At 37.5% G+C, this 20,666-nt stretch carries 14 protein-coding genes; 9 read left to right on the top strand and 5 right to left on the bottom strand.

Translation table 11 applies throughout. The features are described from left to right. Window position 1 precedes the first annotated feature (1 nt). The 7 genes from K345_RS0111390 (at window position 2) to K345_RS0111360 (ending at window position 12,229) form a co-directional block, all read left to right on the top strand. On the top strand, window positions 2-2,419 hold the full coding sequence (locus K345_RS0111390; RefSeq protein WP_028974248.1) for a beta-glucosidase family protein: 2,418 nt from the start codon (window positions 2-4) through the stop codon (window positions 2,417-2,419). After that, complete coding sequence (gene glf / locus K345_RS0111385) at window positions 2,409-3,509, top strand: UDP-galactopyranose mutase (RefSeq protein WP_037572103.1); 1,101 nt, start codon at window positions 2,409-2,411, stop codon at window positions 3,507-3,509. The genes K345_RS0111390 and glf overlap by 11 nt, the downstream gene beginning before the upstream one ends. Before the next feature lie 160 nt (window positions 3,510-3,669). Continuing rightward, entirely contained in the window at window positions 3,670-6,081 is a 2,412-nt protein-coding gene (locus K345_RS0111380) for a beta-glucosidase (RefSeq protein WP_028974246.1), read from the top strand. Between the two features lie 33 nt (window positions 6,082-6,114). Further along, complete coding sequence (locus K345_RS0111375; RefSeq protein ID WP_028974245.1) at window positions 6,115-6,711, top strand: hypothetical protein; 597 nt, start codon at window positions 6,115-6,117, stop codon at window positions 6,709-6,711. Window positions 6,712-6,719: 8 nt separating this feature from the next. After that, window positions 6,720-7,739: a glycosyltransferase family 2 protein gene (locus K345_RS0111370; RefSeq protein WP_028974244.1), complete on the top strand. Its 1,020-nt coding sequence runs from the start codon at window positions 6,720-6,722 to the stop codon at window positions 7,737-7,739. A gap of 20 nt (window positions 7,740-7,759) precedes the next feature. After that, window positions 7,760-10,687, top strand: a complete 2,928-nt coding sequence (locus K345_RS20855; RefSeq protein WP_037572100.1) for a beta-glucosidase — start codon at window positions 7,760-7,762, stop codon at window positions 10,685-10,687. 81 nt (window positions 10,688-10,768) lie between these two features. Further along, window positions 10,769-12,229 (top strand): family 43 glycosylhydrolase, encoded by a 1,461-nt coding sequence (locus tag K345_RS0111360; RefSeq protein WP_028974243.1) that lies wholly within the window; start codon window positions 10,769-10,771, stop codon window positions 12,227-12,229. Here K345_RS0111360 and K345_RS0111355 read toward each other — a convergent pair. From K345_RS0111355 to K345_RS0111335, 5 genes are all read right to left on the bottom strand, one after another. Further along, a complete protein-coding gene (locus K345_RS0111355) occupies window positions 12,213-12,677 on the bottom strand; it encodes a methylglyoxal synthase (RefSeq protein ID WP_028974242.1) in 465 nt (154 codons plus the stop codon). The two genes, K345_RS0111360 and K345_RS0111355, sit on opposite strands and share 17 nt — an antisense overlap. Before the next feature lie 102 nt (window positions 12,678-12,779). Continuing rightward, a complete protein-coding gene (locus K345_RS20850; protein ID WP_053228251.1) occupies window positions 12,780-14,291 on the bottom strand; it encodes a methyl-accepting chemotaxis protein in 1,512 nt (503 codons plus the stop codon). A gap of 70 nt (window positions 14,292-14,361) precedes the next feature. Next, a complete protein-coding gene (locus tag K345_RS0111345) occupies window positions 14,362-15,210 on the bottom strand; it encodes a carbohydrate ABC transporter permease (RefSeq protein WP_028974241.1) in 849 nt (282 codons plus the stop codon). Continuing rightward, window positions 15,203-16,105 carry a carbohydrate ABC transporter permease gene (locus K345_RS0111340; RefSeq protein WP_028974240.1) on the bottom strand — a complete coding sequence of 301 codons (903 nt, stop codon included), beginning with the start codon at window positions 16,103-16,105 and terminating at the stop codon, window positions 15,203-15,205. The genes K345_RS0111345 and K345_RS0111340 overlap by 8 nt, the downstream gene beginning before the upstream one ends. 53 nt (window positions 16,106-16,158) lie before the next feature. Further along, entirely contained in the window at window positions 16,159-17,448 is a 1,290-nt protein-coding gene (locus K345_RS0111335) for an ABC transporter substrate-binding protein (RefSeq protein ID WP_245584623.1), read from the bottom strand. Window positions 17,449-17,610: 162 nt separating this feature from the next. Between K345_RS0111335 and K345_RS0111330 the strand changes: the two genes are divergently transcribed. Together K345_RS0111330 and K345_RS0111325 are read left to right on the top strand one after the other, a co-directional pair. Continuing rightward, window positions 17,611-20,001, top strand: coding sequence for a substrate-binding domain-containing protein (locus tag K345_RS0111330; RefSeq protein ID WP_028974238.1), 2,391 nt, complete (start codon window positions 17,611-17,613; stop codon window positions 19,999-20,001). After that, window positions 19,976-20,644: a response regulator gene (locus K345_RS0111325; protein ID WP_028974237.1), complete on the top strand. Its 669-nt coding sequence runs from the start codon at window positions 19,976-19,978 to the stop codon at window positions 20,642-20,644. Before K345_RS0111330 ends, K345_RS0111325 begins: the two co-directional genes overlap by 26 nt. Window positions 20,645-20,666: the final 22 nt, after the last annotated feature.

Raw genomic sequence — 20,666 nt, 5'->3', positions numbered from 1 at the left:
TATGTCTAATCTTAAATATCAACATATAATAAAAAAAATGACATTGGAACAGAAAGCCTCTCTTATGTCTGGTAAGGATTTTTGGCAGACACAGGATATTCTCTCTTTGGGAATTCCTAGTATCTTTTTGGCAGATGGACCCCATGGAATACGAAAACAAGCTGTATCCTCAAGTCAAATGGGATTCAATCAGGGAATTCCTGCTACCTGTTTTCCAACTGAAGCTACTGTGGCGAATAGTTGGAATATTGAGCTGAGTGAAGCCGTTGGATCTTATTTAGGAAAGGAAGCTGTATCACAAAATGTTCATGTCCTACTAGGACCAGGCATAAATATGAAGAGAAGCCCTCTCTGTGGACGTAATTTTGAGTACTTCAGTGAAGACCCATATTTAGCTGGCAAATTAGCCGCAAGTTATATTCGTGGCGTTCAAACACATGGTATCTCTGCTTGTGTCAAACATTATTGTGCTAAAAACCAAGAAGAAAGAAGTATGTCCCTTAACACCATCGTAGATGAAAGAGCATTAAGAGAGATCTATCTAACTGCATTTGAAATAGCTGTTAAAGAAGGGAAAACTAAAGCCATTATGTCCTCTTATAACAAATTGAATGGGGAATATACAAATGAAAACCTCCATATCATGGTCAACATATTAAGAGATGAATGGGAATATGATGGTTGTGTTATTACTGATTGGGGTGGGAGTAGTGATCGCGTTAAAGGAATAAAAGCGGGAAATGAATTGGAAATGCCTTCTTCTGGAGGAGAAACAGATAGACAAATCATCGATGCTATTAAATCTAATGAATTAGCTGAAGAACAATTAGATGAATGTGTTGATCGTGTATTGGATTTGGTTTTAAAAACTAGTCAAATAGGAAAAACACCTAGTATGCCCTTTGATGTAGCCAAACATCATCGGATCTCTCAAAAAATGGCTGAAGAATCTATTGTATTACTTAAAAACAAAGACGATATTCTACCCATTAAATATAACAAAAAAGTGGCTGTTATAGGGGATTTTGCCAAAGAAGCAAGATACCAGGGATCCGGGTCTTCTCAGGTCAATCCCACAATTTTAGAAAATACATTGGAATGCTTTGCTGAGTCAGGTATTACTAGTATTGGTTATGCCCAAGGTTTTTTACGTAATGGCAAGACGCAAAAAAAGTTAGTAAAGACCGCTTGTGAGCTAGCTCAGAAGGCGGATGTTGTGCTTCTCTACCTGGGTTTAGATGAGTTATCAGAAGTACAAGGTCTAGATCGTAAAGATATGAGGTTACCTTCAAATCAAATAGAACTATTAAACACCTTATACAAAGTGAATGAAAACATTGTTGTTTGCTTATCCAGCGGTTCAGCGATTGAAATGCCATGGATCATTAAGGTGAAAGGCCTATTGCATGGATATTTAAGTGGTCAAGCGGGAGCACGTGCATTACTCCGTATAATATCTGGTGATGTTAACCCTTCTGGTAAGTTAGCTGAAACTTATCCCTATCGTTATGAAGATACTCCAACCTATAATCATTTTCCTGGAAAAGAAGCCAGTGTTGAATATCGCGAATCTGTTTATATTGGATATCGTTATTATGACACAGCAAATGTAAATGTTTTATTTCCCTTTGGTTTTGGCCTAAGTTACACTAGTTACGAATACTCTGATTTAAAGGTGAATTCTGAAGGGGTGACTTTTAAAATAACCAACACTGGATCTGTACCGGGAATGGAAATAGCCCAATTATATATACATTGTCAGAGTAAAGCCATATTTAGACCATATAAAGAATTAAAAGGTTTTAAGAAAGTATTTATAAATCCGGGAGAAACAAAAGAAATCACAATATCTTTTGATGATAAAAGTTTCCGATATTTTGATATAGAGAATAATTCCTGGGAGGTTGAAGAATCTTCCTACGACATATTAATAGGTTCCTCAAGTCAAGATATAAAATTAACCGATAGCCTATTCATAACAGGGACTTCAAAACAACAGACTTATACAAATCACAGCTTGAAGCATTATCAATCTGGTCAAATACAAAATGTTCCCTCCCATGAGTTTGAACAACTATTGGGTTATCCTTTACCTTCCCCCTTATGGGATCGTAATCGGCCATTGGACTATAACGACTCGATTGCACAATGTATTTATGCAAAGGGTCTTGTCATACGAATCTCTTTTCGGTTCTTTCAACTGATAATGTGGCTTTTAGAAAGAACAGGACAGAGAAAAGCCTATAATTTCTTAAAAGTATCTGTTTACAACATGCCCTTTAGAGCCTTATCTCTTTTAACCGGAGGCAAGATCTCTTTTCAGACTGTAGATGGTATTCTTTTAATAGCCAATGGGCATTTCTTCAAAGGGATAGGTACTATCCTAAAAAAGAAACAGAAGGGTAGAAATGATGTATGATTATTTAATTGTCGGATCAGGTCTTTATGGTTCAGTTCTGGCACATGAATTAACAAAGGCTGGAAAACGATGCCTAATTATTGAAAAAAGAAACCACATTGGTGGGAATATATATACTAGAGAGTGGGAAGGAATCCATATTCACCAATATGGAGCTCACATATTTCATACAGATAATAAACTTGTGTGGGACTATGTTAATGAATTTGTGGAGTTCAACAATTATGTAAATAGTCCAATAGCTAATTATAATGGAGAACTTTATAATCTCCCCTTTAATATGAATACTTTCTACCAGATGTGGGGAGCCAAAACTCCTGATGAGGCTAGGGAGATTATTGAGAAACAAAGAAAAGATAACTTTACCGATGAACCGAAAAACCTAAAAGAACAAGCCATCAATTTGGTCGGAAAAGATATTTTTGAAAAATTGATTGAAGGCTATACAGAAAAGCAGTGGGGACGTTCGTGTTCTGAATTACCAGCTTTTATTATTAAACGCTTACCTGTTAGGTTTACATTCAATAATAATTATTTCAATCATCCTTATCAGGGGATCCCCAAAAAAGGTTACACTTACCTAATAGAAAAATTAATTGAAAATATAGACGTCAAAACCAATACGGATTATTTAGAAAATAGGGACTATTGGAATAGTCAAGCCTCAAAAATAATCTACACTGGACCTATAGACGCTTTTTTTGATTACAAGTTAGGAACACTTGAATATAGAAAAGTCAGGTTTGACACTCAGTACCTGGATATTCCTAATTTTCAGGGAAATGCAGTTGTGAATTACACAGATAAATCAACACCTTATACCAGGATTATTGAGCACAAGCACTTTAACTTTGGACAGCAGCCAAAGACAGTCATCAGTTATGAATATAGTGAAGAGTGGTCTTTGGGGGATGAACCATACTATCCCATTAATGATACAAAAAATAATGAACTTTATAGGCAATATAAGGCTCTTGCCGATACACTTCCTGATGTACACATTGGTGGGCGTTTAGGTGAGTATAGATACTACGATATGGATAAGACCGTCGCCGCTGCCTTATCACAAGTAGAATCAATGATAGATTAAAATAATAGTATTTTTGTTTTCTATCTCTACAATTGGTTGTAGGGGGTAACTGTTTGTTTATGGTTAAACTAATGGTTGCTCCCCCTTAACAATAAGCTTATGGCTGTCTGAAAAAAGCCATGTTATAGTCATCAAACCAACCAGGAAGAGATAGGAACTTATGAAATATAAAGAAATTATTGATCAAATGACATTAGAGGAGAAGGCTTCTCTTATGTCAGGTAAGGACTTCTGGCAATCCCAGGACATACCCCGCTTAAACATTCCCAATTTGTTTTTGTCAGATGGTCCCCATGGTTTAAGAAAACAAGCAGTTGCTGCAGATCACCTAGGTTTAAATGAGAGTTTACCAGCAACTTGTTTTCCTACAGCCGCTACATTAGCCAATAGTTGGAACGAGGACCTGGGTGAACAAATCGGTCAAGCTTTGGGTGAAGAAGCATTAAGTCAAAAAGTAAACGTCTTATTAGGTCCTGGTATCAATATAAAGAGAAACCCCCTCTGTGGTAGAAACTTTGAGTACTTCAGTGAAGATCCCTACCTGGCAGGTAAGTTGTCTTCGTCAATGATTCGTGGAATTCAATCTCAGGGTGTCTCTGCCTGTGTCAAACATTTCAGTGTCAATAATCAGGAAATGAATCGGATGACCATTGATACTATTGTTGATGAAAGGACTCTAAGAGAGATATACCTTACAGCTTTTGAAATGGCCGTAAAAGAAGGACAAGTTAAATCTTTAATGTCCTCTTATAACAAACTGAATGGTTTTTATACCAATGAAAATCTTCATTTAATGCAGGATATTCTTCGAATAGACTGGAACTATGATGGCTGTGTTATAACAGACTGGGGTGGAAGCAATGATAGAGTTGAAGGTTTGAGAGCAGGAAATGAACTTGAAATGCCAACAACTGGAGGCGAAACAGATAGAGATATCGTTCTTGCTATAAAGGAAGGAAAAATTGAAGAGTCTATCCTGGATGAAGCTGTAAACCGCCTGCTTACTTTGACTTATGATACTAATAAAGCCTTGTCAGACCGAGATGTTACAGTCGATATAGAACAACATCATAAGCTTGCTCAAACGGCTGCTGAAGAGTCTATAGTATTGCTTAAGAATGAAGGGGATATTCTTCCTCTAAAAGAGAATACCTCTGTCGCTGTTATTGGAGACTTTGCTGATGTACCCCGTTATCAGGGTGCTGGGTCTTCTATTGTAAATCCAACAAAACTTGACTCCTTTTTAGATTTAATCCCCTCAAGCTCATTAAACTATGTTGGCTATGCTAGAGGATTTAAACGATATGGAGGAACCAGTAACGCTCTCATTCGAAAAGCCTGTCAACTTGCGAAAAAGGCTGACAAAGTTATTTTATTCATAGGACTAGATGAGTATAGTGAAGTAGAAGGTCTTGATCGGCCTAACATGAAGTTACCCCAAAATCAAATTGACCTTTTACATGAACTATCCCAGGTCAATAAAAACATTATCATTGTTTTGTCCAGTGGATCAGCTGTTGAAATGCCTTGGATTAATAAGGCCTCCGGAGTGTTACATGCTTATCTTTCAGGACAAGCTGGGGCAGGAGCGATCCTTAATGTTATTACTGGTCAGGTTAATCCCTCTGGTAAATTAGCTGAATCTTATCCTTTTCAATATGAAGATGTTTCCTCTAGGTCTAACTTTCCAGGAATGGAAAACTCTGTGGAATACCGTGAAGGTCTTTTTGTCGGATATCGATATTATGATACAAGCAATACTCCTGTATTATTTCCCTTTGGATATGGTTTGAGTTATACCCAATTCAAATATGAAGATTTGAAGCTTTCCCAAACATCCGTTAGTTTTACTTTAAGCAATACAGGCTTAGTCAAAGGTTCTGAAATTTCACAACTATATATAAAAGGACCTTCTGATCAGATATTCAGACCTTCAAAAGAATTAAAAGGGTTTTCTAAGAATCATCTAGAACCAGGACAAAGTATTAATATAACTATTCCTTTAGATGACAAAGCTTTTCGTTACTTTAATGTCAAAACTCAAACCTGGGAAATCGAATCTGGTAGTTATACCATTATGATAGGTTCTTCCAGTGCAGATATACAGCTATTGGACAAAATAGAAATTACGGGTACTGATGCTCCCTCTCCTTATAAGAAAGAAAACCTTCCTTCTTATTTTAATGGCAAAGTCGCCAATGTAGGAGATGCGGAATATGAAGAACTCTTAATAGAACCCCGTCCTGACACTCTTTGGAATAGAAAAAAAGCCCTTGGTTACAATGACACCATTGCCCAATGCCAATATGCCAAAAGCTGGGTAGCCCGTCTAAGTTTTAGATTGATAATCTTTGCTCATTGGTTTTTGAAGTGTATAGGTCAAAGAGCGACTGCCAACCTGATTATTATGTCTGTTTATCATATGCCATTTCGAGGAATAGCTAGAATGACAGGGGGGATTTTTAGTCTTCCAATGATCGATGGTCTTCTTATGGTTGTAAATGGACACTTCTTTAAAGGTTTCAATCACTTTTTTAAAGAAAAGAAAAAATTGAAAAAGGCTCATAAGTAAATGAGCCCAAGCTTATCAAGAGAGAGAAAAGATATGAATAACACTGGAATTAAAGCATGGTGGACAGGCTTTACACAAAAGCATCCTACTATAGCGCAATTTATTGTATTTTTTATTTTGAGTAATGGGGTTACTCTATTACAAATGTTAATGATGCCCCTTCTAAAAAGTATTTTTGAAGGAACTGGCCTCGTGCATACTAGCTTCCAAATCTGGCCTATAGGACACAATTTGGATGGAAGCCTATACTATATATTTAACTACCCAGCAGGTTCGATAGCGAATGGTGGGGGTGGTGGATTAGCTTATTTCCTTGCTGTCGAGATTACTTTAGCCATAGCTCAAATCATTAACTTTTTTGCTCAACGTAATATTACTTTTAAATCGAATAATAATATTTGGAAATCAGCATTCTGGTATTTTATCGCATGGATAGTTATCACTATTTTAGCGGCTGCCCTGCAGGGATTATATAAAGCCCCCATCTATAACTTACTTATGAATACTCTTGGATTAGGATCCGCAGGAGAAGCGATGGCTGACTTTATTACCATGATCATTAATGCAGCTATTTCCTTTTGGGTTTTCTTCCCTATATTCAAAATCATTTTTAAGGAAAAAGAGGCCTAAGAGGTATTATGAAGTTATTATCTGTCATTGTTCCTTGTTATAATTCTCAAGATTATATGGGTAAATGCTTAGATTCTTTACTGAGTGATACCGATGAAGTCTTAGAAGTTTTAATCATTAATGATGGGTCCACAGATCAAACATCTCAAATAGGACAGGACTATGAACAACGTTATCCCCATATCGTTAAACTAGTCAATCAAGATAATAAGGGGCATGGTGGTGCTGTGAACACAGGCATCACCAACGCTACTGGTGAATATATTAAGGTTGTTGATAGTGATGATTGGGTTGAGGAATCTGCCCTTTCTACGATTTTAACTCAATTGAAATCATTACACTCATCAGGTGAATCTATTGATATGCTGGTTAGTAATTTTGTCTACGAGAAGTTAGGCGCTAAGATGAAGAAAACCATACGATATACAAATGCGTTACCTCAGAACACAGTCTTTACCTGGAATGACATTAAATCCTTTCGAAAAGGTCAGTATTTGTTAATGCACTCCTTAATATATAGAAGAGCACTGCTGATTGAGTCTGGATTAATACTCCCTGAACATACTTTTTATGTTGATAATCTATTTGCTTTCATTCCTTTACCTTATGTTAAAAAGCTCTACTATCTCAATGTTGATTTCTATAGATATTTCATTGGACGGGAGGATCAGTCTGTTAATGAACAGGTGATGATTAAGCGCATAGATCAGCAGCTTAAAGTCAATCAAATCATGATAGATCATATGTTGAATACCGAATTTACTAATGCTAAGCTCAAACGCTATATGCGCCATTTTCTTGAAATCATTATGACCGTATCAAGTATCCTGCTCATTAGATCTAGGCAGGAAGAGAATCTAAATAAAAAAAATAAACTATGGCGTTCTGTAAAATACCAGGATCCCTATTTGTATAGACGTTTGAGATATGGACTATTCGGTCTAGTCAGCCATTTACCTGGACGACTGGGGCGATCTATATCAATAACTTGTTATAAAATTTCACAAAAAACCTTTGGATTTAACTAAATATTTACGAGGAGGAGCTAATGAAAAAGGAAAAGAGTAAAAAACAGCTACTACGTAGTTGGATAATATCTCTAGTGCTTGTAATTGGTTTAACGGCAATTATCAACATAGCATTTAATGTATTGAGTGGTTATGCTGATCTTTACTTAGGAACAAGTAAGGCCGTTATTACACAGGCAGAAGGAACTGAAGATTGGGATAGCCAATATTACAGTAGTGATTATGCTTCTGATGAAGAAGTCAAAACTGCGGCAGAAGAAGTTGTTTCTACCATTGAGTCAGAAGGAATTGTTTTATTAAAGAATAATGGAGTTCTTCCTTTATCAACATCAGAATCGGATCAAACAAGAATAACCCTTATGGGCCGTGATTCTGTCGATGCTGTTTATGGTGGTTCCGGGTCGGGATCGGTAGATATCTTTACCGTAATTGATCTCAAGACAGGATTGGAAGCCTCTCATTATGTAATTAATCCTGAAGTCTACGCACTGTATGATGAATATGCATCTTATAATGTGGGAAGAAATCAATTTGGTGCCCCTGTCAAAAAGTATGAAAATCCAAAAGCTGACATTGTTATGGATAAGCCAGAAGAATCAAATTATCGAATAGGAGAAATGCCTGTTTCAAAATTCACTGATAGTACTGTAGCTAGCTTTAATCAATATAATGATGCTGCAGTCCTGGTCTTTGGCCGGGGTGGTGGAGAAGGCGGTGATTTAGCTCTTGATATGGAAGGCTCTGATCCTAATTATGTATCAGGTCAACATCAATTGGAATTGAACAAAGACGAAAAGGATCTTCTAGCCTTAGCCAAAGCTAATTTTGACAAAGTTATTGTCATAATAAACGCTAGTACTTCAATGGAATTAGGCATTTTGGAAGACGATCCTGATATTGATGCTATTCTTTATGTTGGTTCACCAGGTCAGACTGGGTTTTATGCTGTAGGTGAAGTTCTTAATGGAACGGTAAATCCATCAGGTAGAACCGTAGATTTATTTGCTTCAGATTTTACAAAGGATCCCACTTTTGTGAACTTTGGTTTTTATCAATATAACAACATTAGTGAAGACAATGCTATTGGTGATGGATTCTTTGTTCAATATGAAGAAGGAATTTATTATGGTTATCGATATTATGAAACAGCAGCCAATGAAGGTTTCATTGATTATGATGAGGCTGTAGTGTATCCCTTCGGATATGGGTTGAGTTACACTGACTTTGACTGGAAAGTCGTTAATCAAGAACTAGGTAATGTTGATGGTACAATTCAAGTAGATGTGGAAGTGACAAACACAGGAGATAGAGCGGGAAAAGATGTAGTACAACTCTATTATCATGCTCCCTATTATGATGGTGGAATCGAAAAAGCCCAGGTTGTATTAGGAGATTTTGCTAAAACAAAATTACTTGAGCCAAACGAATCTGAAATCCTTAGTCTATCCTTTCCTGTAGAAGATATGGCTTCCTATGATTATAAAACAGAGCGGGCTTATGTTCTGGATAAAGGGGAGTACGAAATCCTCGTACAAACAGACTCACATAATAGAAAAGAAGGTATAGCCCCAATAACTTATGATGTGAAGAAAACTGTTGTTTATTCAGGCAATGATCATAGAAATTCAGATGCTTCTGAAGTGACAAATGAGTTTGATCAAATATCGAATTTATTCACTGATGAACCGGAAGCTGGTAAGATCACCAATATGTCAAGATCTGACTTTGAAGGTACCTTTCCAACAGCTCCCACTGTTGATGATATGACTGCCAATGAAGCTATCATTCAATCATTCCAAGAATGGGCCATTGCTGAAAATCTTGATCCTGAAGCTCATATGCCTACGACAGGTAAACAAAATGGTATTAACTTAATCAATATGAGAGCCAGGGATTATGATGATCCCCTTTGGCAGGACTTCCTTGATCAACTCAAACCTGAAGATGTTGCTGCTATTGTCGTCAATAGTGCTTACAATACCGGGGCTATTGAGTCTGTTGGTAAACCTGCTACTGTTGATTTAGATGGACCAGCGGGTATTAATTCTTTTATGGGCGCCAAGATTAGTGGAATTGCCTATCCTTCAGCTGTCATGATCTCTGGAACTTTTAACAAAGATATGGCATCTACTATGGGACAAATGATAGGTAATGAAGCGCTTGCTAATGGTGTTAATGGCTGGTACGCTCCAGCTGTAAATATTCATAGGTCACCCTTTGGTGGTAGAAACTTTGAATACTATTCTGAGGATCCTATTCTGTCAGGTAAAATAGCCCAGTCTGTTGTTGAAGGGGCTGCTAGTAAAGGTGTTTACTCATTTATTAAACACTTTGCCATGAATGACCAGGAAACTAACAGAGTAAACAATGGGGTTTCTGTATGGGCCAATGAACAAGCCTTCAGAGAAATCTATCTTAAACCTTTTGAATGGGTCGTCAAAAATAGTCGAACGAATATTAAGTACATCGCTGATGATAAGGGAACCTTAGCTGAGAAAGAAATCCCAGCGTCCATGGCGATAATGAGTTCTTTTAACCGTATTGGTGCTACATGGGCAGGTGGCTCACCTGAATTGATGACTAATGTCTTACGTGATGAATGGGGATTCCAGGGACTTGCTATAAGTGACTTCAACCTCTATGAATACATGTATGGAAATCAAGGGATAGCTGCTGGGACAGATATTTATATTACCTTCTCAACTTCCAAATCCTTAGATAAAGTCAATAGTCCTACTGTCGCTAATCAATTACGACGCGTAGCTCATAACCTAATGTACACAGTGGCGAATAGTAATGCTATGAATGGAATTGTTCCTGGTTCTACTGTTTCTTTCACTATGGCCCCTTGGGTTAAAGGGTTGATTATTGGAGATATTATTATTGCTTTACTTCTTTGTTTAAGAACCTTCTTTGTTTTCAAAAAAATAAAAACAAAAGAAGACTAATATAATCTAATTCACTCCCGGGAGTATCTTTATTTCTCCTGGGAGTTTCTTTATTTCATAGGAATGATAAAGACATGATGAATGACTAATCAGAATACTTTGAATCAATCAGTTAATCCCTTTTTACCTAGTTATGAATACATACCTGATGGAGAGCCTTATGTCTTTGGTGATAGGGTGTATCTTTATGGTTCTCATGATCGTTTTGGTGGATCCATATTTTGTCTTAATGACTACGTTTGTTATTCTGCGCCAGTGGACGATCTGGGTAATTGGACTAATGAAGGTGTGATTTATCGTAAGAATCAGGATCCCAGAAATCGTCATGGCCTGAATTTACTATTTGCTCCAGATGTCGTATATGGTAAGGATAAACGGTATTATCTATATTATACTCTTGGTTTTTCTGGAATCATGGGCGTCGCAGTTAGTGATATCCCTCAAGGCCCCTTTCATTTTCATGGTCATGTGAGCCATAAAGACGGCACTTTATGGGGAAGAAGAAAAAATGATTATCTTCCTTTTGATCCGGCTGTATTTATTGATAAGGGACAAGTGTATTTGTACTCTGGTTTTGCTAAATACATTCCTTCCTTTCTTACTGGTTTTGTTCCCTTAAAATGTAAGGGTGGTACTGTTCTTACTTTGGAAAATGACATGCTAACAATTAAAGAAGAACCTCAACTTATATTCCCAAGTGACGGAGTGGATTCTTTTCAAGGTCATGAGTTTTTTGAAGCAAGCTCTATCCGGAAAATCAATAATAAATATTACTTTGTCTATTCATCTGTACATAATCATGAATTATGCTGGGCTTATAGTGATTACCCAAATAAGGACTACCTATTTGGTGGTGTTTTGGTTAGTTTGGGAGACATCAATCTTAATGATATAGATAGAGAAAAGAAGGGCCTCAATTATCTGGGCAACACCCATGGGGGACTCCTTAATATAAAGGACAAATGGTATATTTTTTATCATCGTCATACGAATAGACACTCCTATTCAAGGCAGGCTTGTGCAGAGGAAATCATCTTTAAAGATGGTCATTTTCTACAAGCTCCTCTTTCTAGTTGTGGTCTGAACGGCAAACCCCTATCTGGTCAAGGATACTATGAAAGCCGTATCGCCTGTCATCTTCGCTCTTCAAAAGGTGTGGCACGATATGATAAACCACTTCGAAAGATCTTCCTTTACGATCATCCTTATATCACCCAGTCGGGAAAGGATAGAGAGGATACGCCTGATCAGTTTATAGCGAATATAAGAGACGGAAGTTCGGTGGGATTCAAGTTCTTCACTTTTCAAGGACTTCATAGTGTATCAGTAAAGATCAGAGGGAAAGCAAGTGGAAATCTAATCTTGTCTACCTCTCTTGCGAAGGGAAAACCCATTACGATCATCCCTGTGAATATACAGAATCAAAAGAGATGGGTGACCATAATGGTGTCCAGTCAGAATCTGGAAGGAGTCTATCCTCTTTATTTCTTTTATGAAGGTACAGGGGCGATAGACTTCAAGAGCTTCATACTTTACGATTGATATAAGCAGAATAATCTTTAGATTTTGGTCTATAATCTGTATCAAATAATTCTGAGGCAATTAAAAAGTCTGCAGAGGCTCTATTTGTAGCCAAGGGAATATTGTACAGAACGGATATTCTTTCTAAGGCCTTTACATCCACATCATGAGGTTGTGGCTCCATTGGATCCCATAAAAAGATCATGATATCAATTTGCTCTGTAGCTATCATCGAACCAAGTTGCTGATCTCCTCCCAGGGGGCCGCTTTTGAGTTTGATTATTTCTGGAAGGACATCAACTGTTGCCTCTGTTTTCTTGAGAAAAGCTTCTGTCACTAGACGTCCTGTTGTTCCTGTACAGACAAGTTTATGACTTTTAAGTTTTTGCCAGTTATAATAAACCCATTCTACCAAGTCTTCCTTACGATTATCGTGGGCTACAAGAGCGATAGTTTTTCGTTTTTTCATAGATGCCTTATCCTTTTCTAACATAGTATTAAGATGAGTATAAAGAAGCTTGGTAAAAAAGCCTATAAGCTACTTGTTACCTATAATCAACAATTAGTTGATTCAATCTATTTTGAAGTAGCTTATGGTATTACGTAATTCCTGGGATTGGGAGGATAACTCTTCTGTTGCTGCAGCTGTTTCTTCAACCATGGCAGCATTTCTTTGGGTATGATCATTGAGGTTTTCTACAGTTTTTTCTATCTTGATAACACTGTTAATCTGTTTTTGTGAGGTAATAGTAATATCACTTACCAGAGAAGTTACTTTACTGACAGATCGGTTAATGTCATCAAGGACTTTACGTGCTGTTTGTGTTATCTTAACTCCTTCATTAACTCTATTGCTACTATTTTTGATGATATCAGATATTTCATCTGCCGCTTTATTTGATCTTTTTGCCAGTTTTCTTACCTCAACAGCTACAACAGCAAAGCCTTTTCCCTGTTCGCCTGCTCTTGCTGCTTCAATACTTGCATTTAAAGCCAGCAAGTTAGTTTGAAATGCTATGTTATTGATCACTTCAATTATACTGGTAATTTGATTGCTCGTTTGAGATATAGATTGCATTGAAGAGTCTATGTCATGGACTGCTGCCGATCCTTTTACTGATTTGTCCAAGGCTTCCTGTGCTAAAGCCTTTGCGGCATCAGTGTGCTCTGCATTATTCTTAATCGATTGGTTCAGTTCTCCAATTTCAATAGTCGTCTTTTCCAATAAATCTGTTTGTTCCTCAGATCTATCCGCCAGGTCTTGATTACCACTGGCTAATTCCATGCTTGCCGTTGTCATTTCATTACTTCCAGAATGAACGATCTTAATAATCTCTCCTATTTTTTTATTCATGTTGTTCAACGATTGGGCAAGTTGTCCTACTTCATCACTACGATTCAAAATCGAAGAAGGTAACTCCTTATTTAGTTGTCCATTCTCATAAGCTTTAAGAATACCTACTAAATGTATAAGTGGTCTTGTTATAGATCTGGTCATGAAAAGGGAAATGATAAAAGTGACTACAGATAGGCTAACCCCTATGATGATAATGAATAATAAACGTTGGGTTTTCCCTTCTGATGTCGCTTGCATCATGACTACCGCTGTATTCATTTCTGATAAAAGAGGGATATTGTTAGCTATAATATAATTATAAGCTGTTTCATTTTTATTGGTAATATAGGAATTACACATATCCTTAAAGATAAACCAATGGTCCTGAACGATTTTAAGTTGATCAAAAGTAGTTTTTGTTTCCATTTGAGGTAGATATACATAATCTTTTAAGGCCGTATCTAGAGGGGCCTTTCCTCCGTCTTTGAGTGCATTCAATGTTTCTTCAAATATGGTCATTGTTAATTGTATCTTATCTGGATCTGTTTCTCTTTTTGAGTATAGGAGTATTTCCTTCGTCATACGTTGTGATAACATCCGTTGACGCCCCGCTAAATTGATACGTAACCCATCAAACTTTTGTGAGTTGGATACTAAAAAGACAAGAAGGGATACTATAAATAAAAAGAGCAGAATTGCTCCGTGTGATAAGACAAATTTTGTATTGATTCGTTTCGTTCGTAACATAACTATAACTCCCCATAACAAGTATTAGTTATGGGAAGTTATAATGCTAGATAAGGTAATAAAAACTTAACTATCCTTTTACACTTCCTGCAGTAAGTCCAGCTACGATAAATTTCTGTGCCGCAAAGTAGAAAATAGCCATTGGGATAATTGACAAGCTAATGAAGGCCATAATCTGGTTCCAACCTGTTGAGAACTGGCCTTGGAATTGCATAATCCCCATTGGGATCGTAAATTGTCTGGCTTCATTCAATACTAGTAAAGGAAGTAAAAATTGATTCCAACTTTGAATAAAGGTAATGATAGCGACTGTTGCAATAACAGATGTTGAAATAGGAATAACTATTTTGAAGAGAAAAGTAAAAATAGTCCCCCCATCAATTTTACAAGCTTCATGTAGTTCATTAGGAATATCCCTAAAGAATCCTGAAAAAATAAAAATACTTAAAGGAAAGGCAAATGCCCCTTCTGCTAAGATAACACCTAATCTACTGCCTAATAATCCCAAATTTCTCATTTGAAGATACAAAGGAAGGACTGCTACTGTTAGAGGAAATAGCATACCCATAAGAAAGAAATTATAGATGAATAAACGACCTTTAAAGCGTAATTTGGTCAGAGCTATTCCAGCTGTCATGGATAATACAATGACAATGACATTTTCAATAAAGGCAATAAATACGGAGTTATATAAAAAATTCCAAAACTGTGCCGATTTACCTAGAATCATTCGATAGGCATCTAAGGTAAAAGGAGAAGGTAAACCGAAGGGGTCTGCCAATATTTGTCCATTTGTCTTAAAACCGGCGATTATCACGGCATAGATGGGAAAGACCATCATCAAAGACACCACAGTCCCTAATATTAGTTTGTAGTAGGAATTTCTTTTCCTTTGGGATGGGTTTAAATCATTAGTCATTTTGACCTCCTACTACGTATTTTTGATAGAGCAGATTGAAGACTAGGCAAATAAGAAATATTACGATGGCTACAGCACTACCATATCCAAATGCAAATCTCTTAAAGCCGAAGTTATATAAGTATGTAACGAGTGTTTCCGTTGAATGAGCTGGACCACCTTGACCCATAGCCCATACCACATCGAATATATTAAAAGCTCCCACAACTGATAGAAAAGCCGAAATGATAATGGTTCCTTTCATACAAGGAATAATAACATTCCCGATAATTTGAGCTTTACTAGCCCCATCAATGAGAGCAGCTTCTTCCAATTCAATAGGAACGTTTTGTAATCCTGCTACATAGAGGATCATGTGGAATCCCACATATTTCCAAAAGATAACCAGGAAAATAGCCATAAAAGCTGTATCCAAATTACCCAGTAGACCGATCTTTGTTCCTTCTCCAAAGATTAGACTCGCAATGATAGTAGGAATCCCAAACTCTGGATCATAGATAAATTTCCAAATAACCCCAATGGCTATCTCTGCCAGGATATAAGGAAAGAAGAATATTCCCCTGTGAATAATAGCCGTAGGATAAGATTCTCTTCCAATTAGTAACGCTAATGTGAAGGCTATTGGCAGTTGAACGACTAAAGAAAAACCAACAATTAACACATTGTTCCATAAGGCCTTAATAAAGATGGGATCCTTAAACATGCGGATGAAATTCTGAATTCCCCTAAAGTCTGATAAAGGACCTAAACCCTTCCATTTGAATAATGAGTAGTAACTAGCTTGAATCACAGGAAAGACCACTAAGCTTGTGAATAATACTAAGGCTGGCCCTACCAATATGATAACTACTCCATACTTTTTGATAGTATCCCAAGTCGAATCTTGTAGTGTCATGAATTGTTCCCTTTTGTTAGAAAAGAGCGGAATAGAATTCCGCTCTTATAATATTACTTTTCCGATTGCCATGTAGCATCAATAAGTGCTGCAGCTTCTGCAGGTGTATATAAACCTGCTAGTATACCAGTTGCGGCATCCTTGACTGCTTCACCCACAGCTGGGGGAAGATATTGATCATAGTACAGCTGATAATAATCAGCACCTTGTACAGCTTGAACTATCTTCTGAGCATTAGGTTGTCCTTCAAGGGCAGCTTCTGCACCTTTAACAACCGGAATAACTCCTTCCACTTCGTATGCTGCCATGTTGTTTTCTTTAGTTAAAAAGAACTTGAGGAAATCTTTGGCTTCTTCTGGTGCATCAGCACTAAGAACATAACCGCCGCCACCTCCCATAACATCAGTGTTCTTACCTTTACCTCCTGGTATAGATGGGAAGTTAAACCAGCCTAAGTCATCTCCTAAGCCTTTTCCAGTTTCAGAGTTAGCTTCTTGAACACCGGGAGCCCATTGTCCCATAAGTTCCATTGCTGCTTTACCATTACCCATAAGAGCTGATTCGTTATCATAAGTGGATCCTAAATAACCTTCCTGAAAAGGATCTAGGGCTGCTAATTCGAGAAGTTTTTCTCCTGCCTGAACAAAGGATTTGTCATTAAAGGAACCTTGACCGCTTACCACTCTATCAAAGGCTTCTTGACCTCCCATTCTCATAGCAAGGTATACCCACCAGTAATGAGTTGGCCATCTGTCTCCACCACCTAAAGCAACAGGTACATATCCAGCCGCTTTTGCTTTTTTGACAATGTTTAATAATTCAGGCCAGGTTTTGGGAACGTCAACGCCTAATTCTTTAAAAATTTTCTTGTTGTACCACATTCCTACAGCACCCATATCATAGGGAGCGCCATAATAATGACCTTGATAGCTATATACTGATAAAGCTCCAGCACCAATGTAAGGGGCTAGCTCTTTCTTTACATAGGGTGTTATGTCTTTTAAAGCACCAGCTTTTGCATACTCATTCATTACCCCTCCACCCCAAGAAGCAAATAGGTCAGGAGCATTTCCCGCAGGGATAGCTACCTGGATCTTTTGCTTGAAAGATTCCACATCCATCATAGTTAGTTCTATGTTGACATTGGGATGAGACGCTTCATAAGTGCTAATAAGTTCTTTTCTCCATTTTTCCCTAACATCATCAGCTCCTCCGCCGCCAGAGAGAGCCCACCATGTTATGGTTGTTTTTCCACTGTTTTTATCCTGTTGCCCTTCAGCCATTAAAGGACTGGTAAGGACAGTAAAACTTAGGATAAGTGTGAATAATAGTAATCTTTTCACCATAAGCCTCCTAATATTGATGACTTATTGTTCAACCCTTTTGCGGATTTGATAATTGGCAAAAGTTCTGGTTTATCTATAGGTTATTTCACTGATAAGGGAATAGTTTGATTTCTTCTTGTGTTGTAGCCATAACCACTATACAATTTGCTCATGAAAAGGGTGGGGGTATTTTCAGCTAGTCCTGACGAACATTACCAATATACTGTCAGCAAAGGGATTGAAGGTGCTTTTAAGAAGTCCAGTATATCTTTAATATATTTTTTAGGCGAACGAATTGATTCTCCTCAGGTTCTCGATCAACAATCAAACTTTCTGTATGACTTAGCCAGAGAAGCTGAACTTGATGGTATTATAGGTATAACAGGATCTTTAAGTACTTTTGCAAGTATCGAGTACATAAGAGATTTCTATTCGTCCTTTCCCCAGAATATACCCACCATAAGTATAGGGGGGGCGGTCCCTGGTATCCCATCTCTTGTCTCTGATAATGCCCGAAGTATTGAGCAGATTGTGACGCATCTGATAGAGGACCATGGGCGGAGAAACATTGCTTTTTTATCTGGTCCTGATAAACATCAAGAGGCTCAAGATCGACTTTCTGGGTATAAACAGGCTCTCATTAAGCATCAGTTACCATATAATGAGGCATTAGTTGTTAAAAATGGGAATTTCCTTTCCTCCTCTGGGGCTGAGGCAATGGTTAAAATACTAGAGAAAAAAGTATCCTTTGATGGGGTGATCGGGGCTAACGATGATATGGCTTTGGGAGCATTGAATGTTCTTTTAGAAAAAGGTTATCGAGTTCCAGAAGATATATCTCTATGTGGATACGATAACAGTGAAGAATCCCGATTAAATGAACCTAAGCTTACGACGGTAGCCCAACCTTGTTATCTTATGGGACATGAAGCAGCTCAGGCCATGATTAACTGGATTGATGAAGGCCAAATGCCCGATAATCTTATCCTTTTAGAATCTGAATTATTTCTTAGAAGATCCTGTGGTTGTCTAAATCATTCCAGTGAGGATAGTTTTACCAGACAAATCCTTGATTACTGGCATGACAGAGTAGATCTTTCTCTAACCAGTCGTAATCTGATAAAAATAACACTGGAGATGACCTCTTCATCCTTATCTCTCGTTGAAGTAAAGGACCTCTTTAGCCAATTAGAACACTTATTAATTGATTATTGGAAGCTCAGTGATATTCCCTTTGATCTATATAGTCTAAATGACTTACTTGATGATCTGTTAAAAAGGTATCACTCTGGTAATTACCAGGTATTAAGTGATTATTTAAAGTGCTGGATGAGGCAGGTAAATCAAGCTCATCATAAGAATCTCATAAAAAGGCTGGAAGTTAATCAAACCAATATTAGCAATCTTCTCTCAACTACTAGTGAACTCTTAACTTCTTTTGATTTTCCCTGTCTTTATGCTATTTTGGATGATCAGTTATCCAAGTTAATGATTGATGAATTGTATATCGTTAAGGCTATATCCCAAACGCAATCTCAGTTAATATATGTACATGAGACAAATAATACCTTAGGGGCTTCCTATATAAACCAATTATTTGACTCTACAAAGCTACTTCCCCCTGAAATGATAAATCGATCCATGACCCATCCTTTAGTGGTTATGTCCTTATTTCATGGAACAAGTCACTTCGGATATGTTGTCTATCTGAAGAAAGAACATATCCCTGTATCGAATTTGTTAGCTGTGACTCAACAGCTTCGCAGTGCTATTAATAGCATTCAGTTTATCCAGCATAAAGAGGATTTTCGTATGGTTCTTGAAAAAAAAGTCCAGGAGAGAACCAAAGAACTGAAATACCTCAACGATCAATTAAGACAGGAAATCAACAGAAATAAGGATCTCCAGGCCCTGACTCTCCAAATTACAGACAGGGAGCGACGTTTATTCGGTCAGGAGCTTCATGACGATATCTGCCAGCGTATGGGGGGGGTGTCCATGTTGACACAAGTCTTGGGAAGAACCTTAGCCAAACAGGACAACAAATTAGCAGATGATGCCTTGAGAATATCCCAGTTGATGGATGAGACCCTGGATATTACCCGTAAAGTATCACATAGTTTATTTCCCACAGTTTTATCTGAGAGTGGTCTCCAATATGGTATTGAGGAGCTATGTCAGAAAGTCAGTATTCAATATGGGATTCCTGTAGTAACAAAGTTTTATCAGGAAGATATCTCACCTCGTCTCAACGAGTCTGATTGCCTTAATCTCTATCGAATCACTCAAGAGGCGCTACAAAATGCCATTAAACATAGCCATTCCCAATCTATTCTGGTAGAGATTAGTGAAACGGAATTCCATATTAAGTTATCCATTAGTGATGATGGTTGTGGTTTTGAGACAAAAAGTATCAAGAATATTCAAGGGATAGGATTTCATTCTATGCGTCATAGAGCTGAAGCTTTGGGGGCTTATCTTCATATCCACAGTCAAGAAGGTGAAGGCACCATAATTACCTGTATTAAACCTAAAGGAGAGCCGTATGAGCACTTATTCCAATCTAATTAAACAGATCCTTATCGTTGAAGATCATCCTATTTTCAGAGCTGGTCTTGTACAACTAATTAAAAGTGTCGAGAACTGGCGAATATTAGGAGAAGTAGCCTCTTCCTGGGAAGCCTTGGCCGTTGTACGTCGTGAGATTCCGGATATCATACTAGTTGATATAAGCTTACAAGATTCTAATGGTCTTGATCTTATCAAAGACTTGTTAAGGGAGTTTCCCCATTTGAAGATCCTGGTTCTGTCGATGCATGATGAAAGCTTTTATGCTGAAAGAGCCCTTCATGCTGGTGCTAAGGGGTATGTTATGAAGCAAGCTGCCCCCACTAAGATATTTGATGCTATTGAATCAATTCTTCTAGGCAAGATATATGTGAGTGATGATGTGAAGGAACGTTTATTGGAACGGATGATTTCTAGTTCAACCAGGGACAGTCCTTCCGATGTTAGTGATTTGAGTGACAGAGAGTTTCATGTCTTTGAGTTAATAGGATTTGGCTACAGTTCCCGGGAGATAGCCGAAAAGCTGAATCTATCAGTAAAAACCATTGAAACCCATAAAGATCATTTGAAAAATAAGCTTAACTTACGCTCCTCTAGTGAATTAAGACAATTTGCCATACAATGGAAACTATCTAATAAGGTCTAGCATAGGGGAAAATACCTAGTGA

This window comes from Spirochaeta cellobiosiphila DSM 17781 (genome assembly GCF_000426705.1).
Lineage (GTDB): Bacteria > Spirochaetota > Spirochaetia > DSM-17781 > DSM-17781 > Spirochaeta_E > Spirochaeta_E cellobiosiphila.
Note: the sequence above shows the minus strand (reverse complement) of the source record. Positions and strands in the feature narration are given on the sequence as shown.